The organism is Endozoicomonas arenosclerae (assembly GCF_001562015.1).
GTDB classification, from domain to species: Bacteria; Pseudomonadota; Gammaproteobacteria; order Pseudomonadales; family Endozoicomonadaceae; genus Endozoicomonas_A; species Endozoicomonas_A arenosclerae.
This window is the reverse complement of sequence record NZ_LASA01000126.1, coordinates 1-13,308: the sequence shown is the minus strand read 5'-3', so window position 1 is coordinate 13,308 and position 13,308 is coordinate 1. Positions and strand designations below refer to the sequence as shown.

Here is a 13,308-nt window from a genome sequence, read left to right as displayed (position 1 = left end):
GAGGATAAGGAGGTCTTCCGTTGCCACGCTTAGGGTAATAGGGCTCGATTACGGCCTCTAAGCGTTTCCATGGAATCAGAACCTCCATTCTTTCAAGAAAAATTTCCCTACGAGTTCTGCGTCGCTTCTGGCTGAATTCACTGTCGGAAAAAGAGAGTTGTTGGTCCATGACTACCTCTGATCAAGCTGCTGAGATTATTATCTCATGATCAGGGACTTATTCGCAGGTTCCTTAGTATTTAGATGGAGTATTTCCGAAGACGTAAAAACTATAGTAATCGAGTTGCCTGTAATCCAATTCTTCTGATTGTTATTTGATATGACTTCTTTTCTGCTAGCAATCAAAAGTTTTATTAGATGTGATTTTAAATTTTACTTAATTTTTAGAGCTGGTTAATTAAGGCTTTTTTATTGTGTGTGTTTTTCAGGAATGGAAAATTTTGAATGATAAATAGGATTTTAGAAACGCTTTTAGTTTGGGTTGTTTGTTGAGGAGTAAACCTGTTATTACATAGGGTGGTGCTATGGGCAAAATAAATGACCCATAATGTATTCGTAGATGGGGTAAAGAGGGAGAGAATAAAAAGTCAGGTTTGTTTCTGTCGAGATGTAATCAATTTTATTGGGATCTTGCTATTGATTAGAAGTAGATGTTGTCTTTTTCGATTATTAAGCCTCTGTTTTTATTTCTGGAATATGAAGAAATAAAAAATTCAGATTTTTAAATATGTTTTTACAGTAATGTTTATTAAACTTCAGGCTCTATCTGGCTGAGGTCTTAACATGCTTGATCGAAAAAATACCGCTCTCGTGATTGTGGATGTGCAGGGTAAGCTCGCCACCCTGATGTATAAGCAGGAGAGAATGCATAATGCTCTGGTGAAAATGGTCAGGGGGGCTCGAATACTTGGGTTACCTGTTTTTTGGTTGGAGCAACTGCCGGAAAAACTAGGTAAAACAACGCCCCGACTGGCAGAGGAGTTGAAGGGTATTGATCCCCTTGCCAAGTCATCGTTCAGTGGTTGTGGGCAGTCGGAGTTTGTTTCTGCATTGAAGGGTTCCGGCTGTAATCAGGTGTTGCTGGCTGGGATAGAAGCGCATATTTGTGTATATCAGACGGCACTGGACTTAACTGCGTCGGGTTATGAAGTTGAAGTTATTGTGGATGCATCGTCATCCCGGTCAAAGTACGATAAACGTCTGGCGTTGGATAAGTTGGCCAGAAAAGGCGTTGAGTTAACCAGTGTTGAAATGGCTTTGTTTGAATTAATGACGACGGCTGAGTGTGAAGAGTTCAGAGAGATTGCGAAGCTGGTGAAGTGATCTTCAGGCAGGGAAGAGGTAAGCCTTACCCAAAAAGGATAAGGCTTAATGCCATTAGCGACCCATATTTTCGTTCGCAAATGGGCGGATACGCTGCAGAACTTCTTTGAAGCATTTAGGGTTGGCGGCAACAATCTGGCCCTTGTCCAGGAATTCGTGCCCACCGTTGAAGTCACTGCACAAACCACCGGCTTCCTGAATCAGCAAAGAGCCAGCAGCCATGTCGTAGTTCTGTAAGCCGAACTCCCAGAAAGCATCCAGGCGGCCGCAAGCAACATAGGCCAGATCCAGGGCAGCAGCACCTGCACGACGGATGCCGGCTGTATCGCCCAGCAGGGAGCGCATCATGTTCAGGTAGCCGTCAATGTAATTCAGGTTGTTGCCTGAAAATGGAATGCCGGTACCAATCAGTGCGCCTTCCAGGCTTTTACGGTCACTAACGCGAATTCGCTTACTGTTCAGAGTGGCGCCTTGTCCACGGCTGGCACAGAATGCTTCGTCGCGAATAGGGTCCAGTACAACGGCATGTTCAATGCGGCCGCGGTATTGGCAGGCAATAGAGATGGCAAAAGTAGGGATGCCACGGATGAAGTTGGTCGTCCCATCCAGTGGATCAATGATCCAGAGGTAGTCCTTACCTTCACCTTTTCCTTCAGTAATGCCGGACTCTTCACCGTAGAATCCGTGGTCGGGGTATGCTTTCTTCAGAGCACTGATGATGGCTTTTTCGGAGGCTTTGTCTACTTCAGTAACAAAGTCATTCCGGTCTTTCGCCTGAACCTTGAGACTCTCGAGGTCCTGGTGGGCGTGAAGAATGATTTCGGCGGCCGAGCGAGCTGCTCGCAAGGCCATATTCACCATGGGTTGCATAGGCTGGACTACGTCTGACTGTGAAAGATCAAAATGCTGACCGAGGGATGTACGGCAGCCTGGTACAGACTGGTTTCCTATCTCCGGATACTTGATCCGGGTATTGGGCCAGTGACTGGAAAAACAGTCGGCGGAGTATAACAGATGTATTTTCGGTTAAAAACGCTTTTGGGTGACGGATAACCGAATATCCGATCTTGCGGGGTGCTGGAGGGCTATTTATAAGGGCGGGGTGACTGTCTATTGGCGTGCTTTCAAAGTAAATCCCTTCATGGCTGTTGGAATCGGTTTGGGTTAAACTTGCCGATTCGATCGTGTTTGACCATGAAAAATAAAGCATTATTAAGGTGTAAGTGTTTTTCATGGCAGTTTACCTAGTGGTGCAATTGTGCCCATTTGTTGGTCCAAGCGAGATTTCCCCCAGTGAGTGACTCAGTCGCAATTGAGCCTTCAGTGCTCGACAACATTTCTATTGTTCTGATCAATACCACCCATCCGGGTAATATTGGCGCGGCCGCCAGGGCTATGAAAACCATGGGGCTGAGCAAGCTGGTGCTGGTGGAGCCCCATGAATTTCCATCGGGCAAAGCTTATGCGCTGGCATCAGGTGCGGATGATCTCCTGGCTAATGCCAGGGTCGTTAGTACTCTGGAAGAAGCTGTTGCAGATTGTCATTTCGTTGTAGGAACCAGTGCCAGGGTGCGTGGGGTTTCTTTGCCGCTGGTGGATCCTCGAGCCTGCGCGGGCCAGATACTGGGCGAAGCGAGCTCGGGTCGTATTGCTCTGGTATTTGGTAGAGAGGATCGGGGTATGACCAATGAAGAGTTGCAAATGTGTCATCTTCAGGTTCATGTACCGACGAACCCGGATTTTAGTTCTCTGAATCTTGGGTCTGCTGTTCAGGTGATGACCTATGAGTTGAGAATGGCCTGGTTGGCTGCAAGTCAGGGAGAGGTGCCGCTGCCTTCACCAAGGGCCCATGATCTTGCTTCTCAAGATGATGTGGAGCGTTTTTATGAGCACTTATATAAGACGCTGGTACAAATAGGTTTTCTTGAGCACAGCAGTCATGAGAAGATCATGGCCAAGCTCAGGCGTATGTACGGTCGCATTCGTCCGGACCGTGTTGAGCTGAATATTCTCAGGGGTATATTATCAGAAACTGGTAAGTGTGCTGAGAAGGCGGGCAGGTTGGAAGCTTCAGGCAGTGACCTGGAAAAGTAATCCTGCGCTCAATCAGTCCTGAGTCATGAATAGCGCTTTTTTGGCATACAGCCATGAGTCGGAAAATGCCGCTTACTCTGAGCTATGTGAAATGGCTTGGTAGGCTTAAAAAGCGGTATTTCCATAGTAAGTAGCTTAGGCGCTGTTCAATTAAGAAAAACAACAATCTGTGGAATCCAGAAAAAACAAGCGACGATCTGACCCATGTTTGAACGATTAAAAGAAGACATTAGAACCGTTATGGAGCGTGACCCGGCTGCCCGGGGCACCTTTGAGGTTCTTACCAACTACCCTGGACTGCATGCTCTACTGTTGCACCGTGCTGCACACAGAATATGGAAGTCCGGATTCTGTTGGCTGGGTCGAACACTGTCTACCTTCAGTCGTTGGCTTACGGGCATTGAAATTCATCCGGGTGCCACTATCGGTCGTCGCTTTTTTATCGACCATGGTATGGGGGTGGTAATTGGTGAGACCGCGGTTATTCATGATGATGTCACTCTCTATCACGGTGTGACCCTCGGGGGGACTTCGCCTAATAGAGGGAAGAGTCATCCTTCCAATCAGGGTAAGCGACACCCGACCCTTATGGAAGGGGTTGTAGTGGGGGCGGGAGCCAAAGTGCTCGGTCCTTTTGTGGTGGGTGCTAATGCCAAGATTGGCTCGAACTCGGTCGTTGTCCGTGAGGTGCCTGAGGGGGCAACCGTGGTTGGCATACCGGGACGGATCGTCAAGAAGCGTGAAGAGGTAGACTGTCGACGCCAAATGATGGCAGAAAAAATAGGCTTTGATGCCTATGCGGTCACTGAGGACATGCCGGATCCTACCGCCAATGCGATCTCGGCCATGCTGGATCATATGCAAGCAGTAGACAGTCGGATTGAAAAACTTTGTCTGACTTTGCGGGAGCGTGGACTCGATTGCGGTGATAAGCAGCTTCCTGAGCTTCGGGAAGAGGACTTCGAAAGCGTTAAGTCCGAAGCTGAAGGCGAGACCGCTTCTCAGGCGTGATTTTGCTTGGATGCGACTCGGCTCTTGTATACAATAGCGGCGGCTTATAAGTCGCCGCTTTTATATAAGAGTTTGCTGCGGGTTGCTGGGTTTGTATCTTAGTCCGATCTCGCTCATCAGCTGGCGTTAAATGTCTAAAAAAATACCTTCCATTTCTATTCGATCAATCGCTTTGTTTCAGGCGAAAACCTCCCTTCCAAGCTATTATTTATAATACTTGACTAAATTACTCGGGTATTTCATAATCCGCTCGAATGCTGAGCCTGCTGCGACTTTTTGAGCGGCAGGGTGAAACTGCTACCGGGACAGTGGCAGAATCAGTGGATTGGATTCTTTAGATAACACCGGCTCTGGTCGGATAGTTCGGAGATGGTGCCAGCATGCGATTAACAACGAAAGGGCGTTATGCCGTAACCGCTATGTTGGATCTGGCTCTCCATGCAGGAGATGGTCCAGTGGCGCTGGCTGATATTTCCGAGCGTCAGGGCATATCGCTGTCCTACCTGGAGCAACTGTTTTCACGTCTCCGTCGAGGTGATCTGGTGTGCAGTATCCGGGGCCCCGGCGGGGGTTATCGCCTAAGTCGTGACGTTGAAGAAATCTATGTGGCTGAAGTGATTGATGCGGTGAATGAATCAGTCGATGCCACGCGCTGTCACGGCAGTGGTTCCTGTCAAAAGGGAGCCAAATGTCTGACCCATGACCTTTGGCATGATCTCAGTCAGCAGATCCACGAGTTTTTAAGTGGTATCAGTCTTGCTGACCTGGTGGCCAGACGTGAAGTTCAGAATGTTGCAGTCCGTCAGGACGAGCAGCAGGGACTGAAAAACAAGAGCGCGATCAACAGCCTCCTTTGATGAGGGGAGTGCAGCTTGATCGCAGGGACACAAACAGCCCTGAGCGGCTAAAACACCTTGAGCGTTGCAAACCTGAAAGTGGGTTTGGACGCCTGGAGATGTACGGGATGAAACTACCTATCTACCTCGATTATTCAGCGACGACACCGTGTGACCCTCGTGTCGCTGAGAAGATGAGTCAATGTCTGCTGTCTGAAGGCAACTTCGGTAACCCTGCATCCCGTTCACATGTATTCGGTTGGAAGGCAGAGGAAGCGGTTGAAAATGCCCGTCGTCAGGTGGCTGACCTCCTGAATGCCGATCCCCGTGAAATTGTCTGGACTTCCGGTGCTACCGAGTCCGATAACCTCGCTATTAAAGGTGTTGCCCACTTCTACAGCAAGAAGGGCAAACACATCATTACTTCCAAGATTGAGCACAAGGCCGTTCTGGATACCTGCCGTCAGCTCGAGCGTGAAGGTTATGAAATTACCTACCTGGAGCCTAATGCTGAAGGCATTATCTCGCCTGAACAGGTAAATGATGCTCTGCGTGACGACACCATTCTGGTCAGCCTGATGCACGTCAACAATGAAATTGGCGTGGTGACTGATATTGCGGCCATTGGCGAGATTACCCGTGCCAGAAAGATCATGTTCCATGTAGATGCTGCACAGAGCGTCGGCAAACTTCCTATTGATCTGGAAAGCCTGAAAGTCGACCTCCTTTCTGTATCCGGCCATAAAATGTACGGCCCTAAAGGAATCGGTGTGCTTTACGTACGACGTAAGCCGCGTGTTCGTATCGAAGCCCAGGTTCATGGTGGTGGTCACGAGCGTGGAATGCGTTCCGGTACCCTGCCTACACATCAGATCGTTGGTATGGGTGAATCAGCTCGAATCGCCAAAGAAGAGATGACGACAGATAACGAGCACAGTCTGATGCTGCGCCAGCGTTTCATGAACGCAATTTCCGACATGGAAGAAGTTCATGTCAATGGCAGTCTGGAACAGCGTGTGCCTGGCAACCTCAATGTCAGCTTTGCTTTTGTTGAGGGCGAGTCCCTGATTATGTCTCTGAAAGACATTGCTGTGTCTTCCGGGTCGGCTTGTACGTCAGCCAGTCTGGAACCGTCTTATGTATTGCGAGCGCTGGGTGTTACTGACGAACTGGCTCACAGCTCTCTGCGCTTCAGCTTTGGCCGTTTTACCCAGGCTGAAGAAGTGGATTATGCCGCCACCCAGGTCAGACAGGCTGTAGAAAAGCTGCGAGAACTGTCGCCTCTGTGGGACATGTATAAGGATGGCGTTGATCTGAACTCTGTTCAGTGGGTTGCGCACTAATTTCGAATTGGGTGGGAGGAAATTATCATGGCATACAGTGAAAAGGTTATCGATCATTACGAGAATCCTCGCAATGTCGGCAAGCTGGATGACAAGTCTGAAAAAGTCGGTACAGGTATGGTCGGTGCACCGGCCTGTGGTGACGTAATGCGACTGCAGATTCAGGTGAGCGAAGAGGGTGTGATTGAAGACGCCCGCTTCAAAACCTACGGTTGCGGTTCTGCTATTGCTTCCAGTTCTCTCGCCACCGAGTGGATGAAAGGCAAGACTCTGGATGAAGCAGCAGAGATCAGGAACACTGACATTGCGGAAGAGCTGGCGCTTCCCCCTGTGAAGATTCACTGTTCGGTGCTGGCTGAAGATGCCATCAAGGCGGCGATTGACGACTATCGCACCAAGCAGGATGAGTCTGCAGCCTGATCCTCAGGCGAGTTCAGGGCATATCTTGAACTGGCCTATTGGACTTATGTATTGAGTTGGAGTATTTCATGGCGATCACCATGACAGAAGCCGCAGCCCGGCATATAAGGGATCAACTGGAAAAGCGTGGCAGGGGTGTGGGTATCCGTGTCGCAGTGCGAACCTCTGGCTGTTCGGGCATGGCTTATGTGCTGGAGTTCGTAGATGAAGCAAGCAATGATGAGCTGGCTTTTGAAAGCAAGGGCGTCAATATTTACTCAGACCAGAAAAGTCTGGTTTACCTTGACGGCACTGAGCTGGATTTCGTCAAGGAAGGGTTAAATGAAGGCTTTCAGTTCAACAACCCTAATGCTTCCAGTGAATGTGGTTGTGGCGAGAGCTTCAACGTTTGAACTCTGACGTACAGTGATACACATGCAGCCTGAGCCCACTCAAACTTGAGTCTGATTAAAAAGTCTTTCGTCACCCTACTGATGAAAGACTTTTTGTCGTTGGGAGGGGCTGTTAACAGAATAATTTCCGGAATTTCAGGCTGTGGTCTGTTAATAAAATTCCGGCCTCCATCCATTCGGAATGTCCGGTATCGTGGTCGATTTAACTAAGAATTTTTTCGAGCTGTTTCAACTGCCTGTCGAGTACCAGGTGGATCAGGCGTTATTGTCCGAGCGGTATCGCGAATTGCAGAAATTGGTCCATCCAGATCGCTTTGCCGGCCAGGATGGGCGCCAGCAGAGATTGGCGGTTCAGTACGCTGCCTATGTCAATGAAGGGCTTGAAACCCTGAAATCGCCTCTCAAGCGCTCTCTTTATCTGCTCGAACTGGCAGGGCACCCCGTCGATCTGGAAAACAATACTGTAATGGATACGGTGTTCCTGATGGAGCAGATGGAGCTGAGAGAAGCAGTGAGTGAGGTGCGTGAGCATCAGGATCCGGAAGAAGAACTGGATCGTTTGATGGCTCAGGTGGATGACTCCATAGCGGGCTATCAGAATGACTTTGCCTCTCTCTGGCAAAAGGGTGATGAGGCTTCTCTTGGAAAAGCTGCGGCTGTCGTGCAAAAAATGCAATTCATGGTAAAGCTGTCGGCCGAGCTGGAGCAGCTTGAGTCCGAGCTGCTGGATGATTGAGAATCGAATATGGCACTTCTTCAGATATCTGAACCCGGACTGGCTCCGGAACCACATCAGCAAAAACGCGCAGTCGGTATCGATCTGGGTACCACGAACTCTCTGGTGGCGACTGTAAGATCCGGTTCTGTTGAGACACTGCCTGATCATGATGGTAAGCACATCATGCCTTCTATAGTTCGTTATGCAGAGCAGGGAATAGAAGTCGGTCTGGCGGCCAGACCTCACGTTATTGATGATTCACTGAATACCATTGTTTCTGTAAAAAGGCTGATGGGTCGTGGACTGGAAGATGTAAGCACTCTGGGTGAGGTCATGCCTTACCACTTCAGTCAGTCAGAAAGCAGTATGCCTCTGATTGAAACTCGTCGTGGGGCGGTCAGTCCTGTAGAGGTTTCAGCAGAAATTCTTCGTGCTCTGGCTGAACGAGCTCGTGAAAGTCTGGGTGGCGAACTGGATGGGGCGGTGATTACCGTACCAGCCTATTTTGATGATGCTCAGCGTCAGGCCACCAAGGACGCAGCCAGGCTGGCTGGTTTAAACGTCTATCGTCTTTTGAACGAGCCTACTGCGGCGGCTGTTGCCTATGGCCTTGATGAAGGCGCAGAAGGTGTCATCGCTGTTTATGATTTAGGTGGTGGAACTTTTGATATCTCTGTACTGCGTTTGCAGAAAGGGGTGTTTGAAGTGATGGCTACAGGTGGGGATACCGCATTAGGTGGTGATGACTTCGACAAAGCGGTGGCTCGCTGGATCCTCGAAAGTGCTGCTTTTTCAGACGCTGACCTGGACAGTAGCAGTCATAGAGCCATTATGATTGAAGCCTGTCGTGCAAAAGAGGCATTGACGTCCGCTGATCGTGTTGCTGTTGCTTTTGATGGCTGGAACGGTGAGTTATCTCGGGTTCAGTTTGATGAGCTGGTGAAGCCTTTGGTTTCCAGAACTATCCGATCGTTCAAACGTGCCTTGCGTGATGCCGGTGTGAAAGCCGCAGACATTCATGAAGTGGTTATGGTGGGTGGTTCCACTCGTGTGCCGTGTGTTCGTGAAGCGGTCGCTGAATTCAGTGGCAAGCATCCATTGACGTCTATTGATCCTGATCGTGTTGTCGCTATGGGTGCGGCCCAGCAAGCTAATGTGCTGGCAGGCAACAAATCGGCGGATGAAATGTTGCTGCTTGATGTTATCCCACTCTCTCTGGGTCTGGAAACCATGGGGGGGCTGATGGAAAAAGTCATCCACAGAAACACCACGATACCGGTGAGCAGAGCCCAGGAATTTACCACCTATAAAGATGGTCAGACCGCTATGGCTATCCAGGTTCTGCAGGGTGAGCGTGAGCTGGTTAGTGATAACCGTTCGCTGGCACGCTTTGAGCTAAGAGGCATTCCGCCACTGCCTGCTGGAGCCGCTAAAATACGGGTAACGTTCCAGGTGGATGCCGATGGCCTGCTGGATGTGTCTGCCGAAGAGATGGCTACGGGTGTCAAAAGCAGTGTTCAGGTCAAGCCCTCTTACGGGCTGACCGATGATGAGATTGCCCGAATGCTCAAAGAGTCCATGACCAGCGCAGAAGAAGATCGGGATGCCCGTAAGCTTCGTGAACAGGAAGTGGAGGCTGACCGTCTGGCAGAAGCTCTGTCTGCAGCGCTGGAAACCGATGGGCGTGAGCTGCTGAATGAAGATGAATTTAACCGGCTGGTGGCAGGCCTTGAGAATCTGGGCGTAGTGAAACGTTCAGGTGATGCCGAGGCGATCAAGCTGGAAATAGAGCGTATCAGCAAGGTCAGTGATGAGTTTGCTGCCCGTCGAATGAATTCGGGTATCAAAAAAGCACTCTCGGGCCATAAGATTGACGAATTCAAGGAGTCCTGAAAATGCCGCAGATCGTATTTCTGCCCCACGATGAAATCTGCCCGGAAGGGGCTGTGATTGAGGCTGAGCCAGGAGTAACCGTATGTGATGCGGCCTTGGCAAATGGCATTGAGATAGAGCATGCCTGTGAAAAATCCTGTGCCTGCACGACTTGTCATGTAGTCGTCCGTGAAGGTTTTGACAGCATGGACGAGGCGGATGAGCTGGAAGAGGATTTGCTGGATAAGGCATGGGGATTGGAGGCTGAGTCTCGTCTGAGTTGCCAGGCTGTGGTGGCAGAAGAGAATCTGGTGGTTGAAATTCCCAAGTACACCCTTAATCAGGTTTCTGAAAAGCACTGATAACAGAGAGCCCATCGTCTGTGATGGGTCTCTTTCCCTTCGCAAGTCATTGTATTGATCATCATTTATCAGGAAGGAATGCTATGAGGTGGACAGACATCTACGATATAGCTGCTGAACTGGCAGAAGCACATCCGGATGTGGATCCAAAGTTTGTTAACTTTGTTGATTTAAGAGGATGGGTGATTGCTCTGGAAGAGTTTGATGATGATCCGGAGCGTTGCGGTGAAAAAATCCTGGAGGCTATTCAGGCGGCCTGGATAGAAGAGATCGAGTGATTTTCTGAACGGATCAATGGCTTCTTCTGATGGCATTGATCCATTCTCCTTTCTGATTGAACTAGACGCTAAATCCCCATACCGTTCGCACTGAACACTGTCGAAGTGTCTTCAACAAGTTCAGGATGAACGGAGTATGTATCCGTATTAACGCTGTGCTGAATTAGTGTGGCTTAGATTGTCTCTGCTCTTTTCCTGCTCTTATCAGTATGACAATCCTGGCGTTTTATGAAGATAACTCAAGTCCTTGAGTTGTTTGAGCATAAAGTCTGCAACATCCGCCCGGGAGATTTTCAGTGCCAGTGGTTTTTCATTGTTAGAAAAGCCGTGCTTGTAATGCCCTGTTTTATTGCCTTCCACCAGATTGCCTGGACGAACAATAGTCCACTCCAGTGCGCTCTCCTTAATAAGAGTTTCCTGTTCGGCATGGTCTCTAGTGGCATGTTTTAAAATCACAGGAAAAATAAAATACTTAAGAAAGAAAGGCAGAATGTCTCTGGTCTCACCAAAGCCGAGTGAAGAAAGACAGATCAGGCGGTTAACTCCTGACTGTTTCATGGCCTTGATAATGTTATCGGTACCTCTTTTTCTGAGCATACTCTGGTCTTTAGGTGGGGCACCCAGAGCACATAACACAGCATCCTGCCCAGCGATCACAGCTTCAACATCATCAACATCTAAAACATCACCCTCTACTTTTGCCAATCTGGCGTGAGTGATTTCCAATCTTGAAGAGCTGCGAGTCAGGGCGGTTACTTCATGGCCCTGATCCAGCGCCTGTTTGACCAGTTGGATACCGGTTCTTCCTGTTGCTCCAAAGATCACTAACTTCATGGTGTTATAGATAACCTGGCAAAAGAGTGGTTAATTGTTGGGCGCATACCATAAGTCCGGCTGGACTCTGGATGCAAGTGGTACTGCAGGAAAGAAGATTCAGTGAGAAAGTAAATTTTTATACAAAAGAGACGAAAGTAACACAAGGAAAGTCAGATTGGGCGCAGGGAGCCAGCCATGAATTCGGATTTTATTGTATTAAGAGATCTTTACACCCGGACACAAGCTCTGCAGCAGAGGCGAGAGCATGAGGCTGAAATAGGGGTGGCCGATACCGGTGAAGTGGTTGACAGTACTCAGCAGCCAGAGAGTGGTTTGGGGTATTACCTCAGCTATGTAGTGTCTCAATCTCCGGTAACCGAAGCGACAAAGGCGAATGTCAGCGCTGTGTTCAATCGTTGTAGTGACCAGGTGGAGCAATTTAATGTTCGTGACCGATTTGTATCGTTAAGGGGAGCTTTACCAAGGCAGCTTGCTGGTAATACTTCTGGTGCAATGGCGGATCAGCTAAAAGCGCTGCTTGATAGTGAGTGGGGTAAAACCCATCAGCTGTTGAGCGATATCGAGACCTTTGTAAAAACCAGCATGAATGGGCTGGATTCGTTTAACCGTGTTCCCAAGGATATTGATGATCCTGGAGTAGATGAGGGTCTTCGTTCGACTTTCAAAATCATGGAGTACAACCAGAAAAAGCTGGTTGAGCGTATTGAAGATATGGTCAATCGCTCTGCTAACCCCGAAGCAATTAGAGCTGAATTGAAAAAACTGTACGAAAGGCTGAAGGATGAGAAGGTGGGGGCTGGTCAGGAAGAAGGTGACGAGCTGGCTCAAAGTAATCTGAAGCTGAGATTGATCAACCGTATGATGAATGTCCTGCCGGATCTGGCGGTGGCTCCCATTCCGTTACCAGAAGTCCGGGTCATAGAGCGTGATGCTGACAGTTGTCTGGAGGGTATAGCCCAGTACATTAATGGCGTAACGGATAATGCTTCAATGAGGGGGTTGAGAGGTGCGTATCTGGCCAAAGTGTCTCGAGATGCCGCTGCCAATATTAAGAGGTTGATTGAACGTAGTCATACTTCGTCAGGACAGAAGGTCTTTATCATGAATGTGATAAAGGCGGATCATCTTCAGAAACTGAAGAAGGTCAATGATCGTATTAGTGGAGGTCTTACACCTCTTATCGCCAGGCTTGAGCTGCTGGATGCTGAGTACAGAGCCAAAAATGAGGAGCTTGAAGCCTGTCCGCCGGTAGCTGTTGTGCCAAGAGGTGGAGCTGTTGATATCGGTCAGCTGGTTAAGGGTCAGGCTGATATAATTGTCCAGCACCTCAGAGCGGGTGGGGCTGGGCACGAACAAGGTTGGTGTGAGGTGCTCGCTCAAGCTGTAGCGGGCTATCCGCTGGAGGAACGTTCGAAAATACGGTTCGAAGTTGCCTCACAGATTGAGCAGCAAGTATCTGCCCAATTGAGTGACCCTGCTAAGGCAAAAGGCGTTTTCAATGTTCTCTATCATGGGGCAGGCATGCAGGAAACTCAGTCTGTAAGACTGAGTGGGCTGAGTGATCAATTTAAGAATTTGGCTCTTAATGGATTCCGGGGAGTTATCCAAACAACACTCCCAGAAGACCGGTTAGAGCTGCTTTCCCGCGCTTCTTGATATTGTGCAGGCACTCGAAGAAACCCAAATACAGCGGTAACTTCTCTTGTGATATACCCCGATGAGGACGCAACCAGGAACGCAACAGCGACCAGAACCCCTCCATTGTATTCACATGAATCTCATGAAAACCGTCGCCGTCCTCATCTCGTGCATATTCACCGGC

General features: G+C 49.1%; 15 protein-coding genes and 1 pseudogene. 12 read left to right on the top strand and 4 right to left on the bottom strand.

Annotated elements, in window-relative coordinates:
• The coding region (locus WG89_RS32265) for a transposase (protein ID WP_062260605.1) at nucleotides 1-169 on the bottom strand (169 nt) is incomplete at its 3' end.
• Nucleotides 170-783: 614 nt separating this feature from the next.
• On the opposite strand from WG89_RS32265, the gene WG89_RS20060 reads away from it, so the two are divergent.
• Nucleotides 784-1,323 (top strand): hydrolase, encoded by a 540-nt coding sequence (locus WG89_RS20060; RefSeq protein WP_062269157.1) that lies wholly within the window; start codon nucleotides 784-786, stop codon nucleotides 1,321-1,323.
• Between the two features lie 54 nt (nucleotides 1,324-1,377).
• Here the strand turns inward: WG89_RS20060 and WG89_RS20055 are convergent, their stop codons facing one another.
• Nucleotides 1,378-2,193 (bottom strand): inositol monophosphatase family protein, encoded by an 816-nt coding sequence (locus WG89_RS20055; RefSeq protein ID WP_062269155.1) that lies wholly within the window; start codon nucleotides 2,191-2,193, stop codon nucleotides 1,378-1,380.
• A gap of 423 nt (nucleotides 2,194-2,616) precedes the next feature.
• On the opposite strand from WG89_RS20055, the gene trmJ reads away from it, so the two are divergent.
• The 10 genes from trmJ (at nucleotide 2,617) to iscX (ending at nucleotide 10,649) form a co-directional block, all read left to right on the top strand.
• Complete coding sequence (gene trmJ / locus WG89_RS20050) at nucleotides 2,617-3,417, top strand: tRNA (cytosine(32)/uridine(32)-2'-O)-methyltransferase TrmJ (RefSeq protein ID WP_245662944.1); 801 nt, start codon at nucleotides 2,617-2,619, stop codon at nucleotides 3,415-3,417.
• A 204-nt stretch (nucleotides 3,418-3,621) separates the two neighbouring features.
• On the top strand, nucleotides 3,622-4,428 hold the full coding sequence (cysE, locus tag WG89_RS20045) for a serine O-acetyltransferase (protein WP_062269153.1): 807 nt from the start codon (nucleotides 3,622-3,624) through the stop codon (nucleotides 4,426-4,428).
• 380 nt (nucleotides 4,429-4,808) lie between these two features.
• Entirely contained in the window at nucleotides 4,809-5,285 is a 477-nt protein-coding gene (gene iscR / locus WG89_RS20040; RefSeq protein ID WP_062269151.1) for a Fe-S cluster assembly transcriptional regulator IscR, read from the top strand.
• A 107-nt stretch (nucleotides 5,286-5,392) separates the two neighbouring features.
• Nucleotides 5,393-6,607 (top strand): IscS subfamily cysteine desulfurase, encoded by a 1,215-nt coding sequence (locus WG89_RS20035; protein WP_062269159.1) that lies wholly within the window; start codon nucleotides 5,393-5,395, stop codon nucleotides 6,605-6,607.
• Between the two features lie 27 nt (nucleotides 6,608-6,634).
• The gene (gene iscU / locus WG89_RS20030) at nucleotides 6,635-7,027 is read left to right on the top strand and encodes a Fe-S cluster assembly scaffold IscU (protein ID WP_062269149.1); all 393 of its coding nucleotides are present in this window, start codon (nucleotides 6,635-6,637) and stop codon (nucleotides 7,025-7,027) included.
• Nucleotides 7,028-7,095: 68 nt separating this feature from the next.
• Nucleotides 7,096-7,419, top strand: coding sequence for an iron-sulfur cluster assembly protein IscA (gene iscA / locus WG89_RS20025; RefSeq protein WP_062269147.1), 324 nt, complete (start codon nucleotides 7,096-7,098; stop codon nucleotides 7,417-7,419).
• Nucleotides 7,420-7,612: 193 nt separating this feature from the next.
• A complete protein-coding gene (gene hscB, locus WG89_RS20020; RefSeq protein WP_245662943.1) occupies nucleotides 7,613-8,155 on the top strand; it encodes a Fe-S protein assembly co-chaperone HscB in 543 nt (180 codons plus the stop codon).
• A 9-nt stretch (nucleotides 8,156-8,164) separates the two neighbouring features.
• Nucleotides 8,165-10,030: a Fe-S protein assembly chaperone HscA gene (gene hscA, locus WG89_RS20015; RefSeq protein WP_062269144.1), complete on the top strand. Its 1,866-nt coding sequence runs from the start codon at nucleotides 8,165-8,167 to the stop codon at nucleotides 10,028-10,030.
• A 2-nt stretch (nucleotides 10,031-10,032) separates the two neighbouring features.
• Nucleotides 10,033-10,371, top strand: coding sequence for an ISC system 2Fe-2S type ferredoxin (gene fdx, locus WG89_RS20010; protein ID WP_062269142.1), 339 nt, complete (start codon nucleotides 10,033-10,035; stop codon nucleotides 10,369-10,371).
• An 83-nt stretch (nucleotides 10,372-10,454) separates the two neighbouring features.
• Nucleotides 10,455-10,649 (top strand): Fe-S cluster assembly protein IscX, encoded by a 195-nt coding sequence (iscX, locus tag WG89_RS20005; RefSeq protein WP_062269140.1) that lies wholly within the window; start codon nucleotides 10,455-10,457, stop codon nucleotides 10,647-10,649.
• A 204-nt stretch (nucleotides 10,650-10,853) separates the two neighbouring features.
• On the opposite strand, the gene WG89_RS20000 is transcribed toward iscX, so the two are convergent.
• Nucleotides 10,854-11,483 carry an NAD(P)-dependent oxidoreductase gene (locus WG89_RS20000; RefSeq protein WP_062269139.1) on the bottom strand — a complete coding sequence of 210 codons (630 nt, stop codon included), beginning with the start codon at nucleotides 11,481-11,483 and terminating at the stop codon, nucleotides 10,854-10,856.
• A gap of 177 nt (nucleotides 11,484-11,660) precedes the next feature.
• On the opposite strand from WG89_RS20000, the gene WG89_RS19995 reads away from it, so the two are divergent.
• On the top strand, nucleotides 11,661-13,142 hold the full coding sequence (locus WG89_RS19995; protein ID WP_062269137.1) for a hypothetical protein: 1,482 nt from the start codon (nucleotides 11,661-11,663) through the stop codon (nucleotides 13,140-13,142).
• Here the strand turns inward: WG89_RS19995 and WG89_RS31270 are convergent.
• A pseudogene (locus WG89_RS31270) lies at nucleotides 13,087-13,308 on the bottom strand (IS1595 family transposase); the annotation flags it as partial. The gene WG89_RS19995 and the pseudogene WG89_RS31270 overlap by 56 nt on opposite strands.

Excerpts from the sequence above, each read along its gene's own strand:
- iscX (WP_062269140.1), top strand. The coding sequence starts at position 10,455 with ATGAGGTGGACAGACATCTACGATATAGCTGCTGAACTGGCAGAAGCA.
- WG89_RS20000 (WP_062269139.1), bottom strand. The coding sequence starts at position 11,483 with ATGAAGTTAGTGATCTTTGGAGCAACAGGAAGAACCGGTATCCAACTG.
- WG89_RS19995 (WP_062269137.1), top strand. The coding sequence starts at position 11,661 with ATGAATTCGGATTTTATTGTATTAAGAGATCTTTACACCCGGACACAA.
- iscR (WP_062269151.1), top strand. The coding sequence starts at position 4,809 with ATGCGATTAACAACGAAAGGGCGTTATGCCGTAACCGCTATGTTGGAT.
- hscA (WP_062269144.1), top strand. The coding sequence starts at position 8,165 with ATGGCACTTCTTCAGATATCTGAACCCGGACTGGCTCCGGAACCACAT.
- fdx (WP_062269142.1), top strand. The coding sequence starts at position 10,033 with ATGCCGCAGATCGTATTTCTGCCCCACGATGAAATCTGCCCGGAAGGG.
- WG89_RS20035 (WP_062269159.1), top strand. The coding sequence starts at position 5,393 with ATGAAACTACCTATCTACCTCGATTATTCAGCGACGACACCGTGTGAC.
- iscA (WP_062269147.1), top strand. The coding sequence starts at position 7,096 with ATGGCGATCACCATGACAGAAGCCGCAGCCCGGCATATAAGGGATCAA.
- WG89_RS20060 (WP_062269157.1), top strand. The coding sequence starts at position 784 with ATGCTTGATCGAAAAAATACCGCTCTCGTGATTGTGGATGTGCAGGGT.
- iscU (WP_062269149.1), top strand. The coding sequence starts at position 6,635 with ATGGCATACAGTGAAAAGGTTATCGATCATTACGAGAATCCTCGCAAT.
- WG89_RS20055 (WP_062269155.1), bottom strand. The coding sequence starts at position 2,193 with ATGCAACCCATGGTGAATATGGCCTTGCGAGCAGCTCGCTCGGCCGCC.
- cysE (WP_062269153.1), top strand. The coding sequence starts at position 3,622 with ATGTTTGAACGATTAAAAGAAGACATTAGAACCGTTATGGAGCGTGAC.